Annotated in this window: 2 protein-coding genes; both read left to right on the forward strand. The window is 66.5% G+C overall.

Annotated elements, in window-relative coordinates:
* Positions 1-81 precede the first annotated feature (81 nt).
* Complete coding sequence (locus ACWGI8_RS43990; RefSeq protein ID WP_453669200.1) at positions 82-747, forward strand: amino acid ABC transporter permease; 666 nt, start codon at positions 82-84, stop codon at positions 745-747.
* A complete protein-coding gene (locus ACWGI8_RS43995; protein ID WP_453669202.1) occupies positions 744-1,691 on the forward strand; it encodes an amino acid ABC transporter permease in 948 nt (315 codons plus the stop codon). The genes ACWGI8_RS43990 and ACWGI8_RS43995 overlap by 4 nt, the downstream gene beginning before the upstream one ends.
* Positions 1,692-1,707 lie beyond the last annotated feature (16 nt).

Consider the following 1,707-nt stretch of genomic DNA (forward strand, 5'->3'; position numbering starts at 1 on the left):
CAAGGCTGACGTGGTGCGCCGCCGCTGAGGCGGCGGCGCACCGGGCCTTTCCCACACGCATACGCGGAAGCGCGGGAGATCGTGTTCGATTTTCTTGATATGGACAAGCTGCTAGGGGCCTTCTGGGTGACGGTTCAGCTCACCGTCTACTCGGCCCTCGGCTCGCTGATATGGGGAACACTGCTGGCCGGCATGCGGGTCAGCCCGATTCCGCTCATGCGGGGTTTCGGCACCGCCTATGTGAACGTGGTCCGTAACATCCCGCTCACCGTGGTCATCGTCTTCACGTCCCTGGGCCTCTTCCAGACGCTCGGCGTCACCCTCGGGTCAGACGACTTCAAGGTGATCAACTTCAGGCTCGCGGTACTCGGTCTGATCGCCTACACGTCCGCGTTCGTGTGCGAGGCGCTGCGGTCCGGCATCAACACGGTGCCGGTCGGACAGGCCGAGGCGGCGCGTGCGCTCGGTCTCAGCTTCACCCAGGTACTGAGGCTCATCGTCCTCCCGCAGGCCTTCCGCTCGGTCGTGAACCCCCTGGCCAACGTGCTGATCGCGCTGACCAAGAACACGACCGTTGCCGCGGCCATCGGCGTTGCCGAGGCCGCGTACCTGATGAAGGAGTGGATCGAGACGTACGCCGCGCTCCTGCTGATCGCCGGCGTCTTCGCGCTCGGCTTCATCTGCCTCACGCTGCCGACCGGACTGGTCCTCGGCTGGGTGAGCAAGAAGGTGGCGGTGAAGCGATGACCTCCGTTCTCTACGACGCCCAGGGGCCGCGCGCCAAGCGCCGCAACATCCTCTACACGGCGGTCTTCCTGGTCGCTGTCGCGGCCGTCCTGTGGTGGGTCTACGACAGCCTCAACTCCAAGGGCCAGCTCGACTGGGTCAAGTGGGAGCCGTTCTTCACCAGCACCCAGCCCTACGTGACCTACATCTGGCCCGGGCTCCAGAACACCCTGACCGCGGCGGCCCTCGCTCTGGTCATCGCGCTCCCGCTCGGAGCGTTCTTCGGCATCGCCAGGCTCTCCGACCACCGGTGGGTACGGGCTGTCTCCGGCACGGTCGTGGAGTTCTTCCGCGCCATCCCGGTGCTGATCCTGATGCTGTTCGCCAACCAGGCGTACTCCGACTTCACCAACATCAGCAGCGATGTCCGCCCGCTGTACGCGGTGGTCACCGGCCTGGTGCTCTACAACGCCTCGGTCCTCGCCGAGATCGTCCGGGCGGGCATCCAGTCCCTGCCCCAGGGCCAGACCGACGCGGCCAAGGCGATCGGCATGCGCAAGGGCCAGACGATGCGGTACGTGCTCCTGCCGCAGTCGGTGACGGCGATGCTGCCGGCGATCGTCAGCCAGATGGTGGTCATCGTGAAGGACACCGCCCTCGGTGGCGCGTTGCTCACCTTCTCCGAACTGCTGGCCTCGGTCCGCCCGATGAGCGCGAACTACGGCGCGAACACCATCGCCAGCTTCACCGTCGTCGCCCTCATCTTCGTCGCGCTGAACTTCACGCTCACCACGTTCGCGAGCTGGCTGGAGCGCAAGCTGCGGCGCGGGAAGAAGAGCACGGGCGCGGTAGTGCACGCCTCGCCCGGCGGTGGTCTGGAGACGATTGGCCCTGCCAAGATCCAGACGTCCGGCGACTTCCATTCCGGCGACGGAGGCGGCGGCATGGGAGGCGGCGGCATCTGACCGCATGGCTCAGAAG

It is taken from the genome of Streptomyces sp. NPDC054841, from assembly GCF_053611045.1.

Excerpts from the sequence above, each read along its gene's own strand:
- ACWGI8_RS43995 (WP_453669202.1), top strand. The coding sequence starts at position 744 with ATGACCTCCGTTCTCTACGACGCCCAGGGGCCGCGCGCCAAGCGCCGC.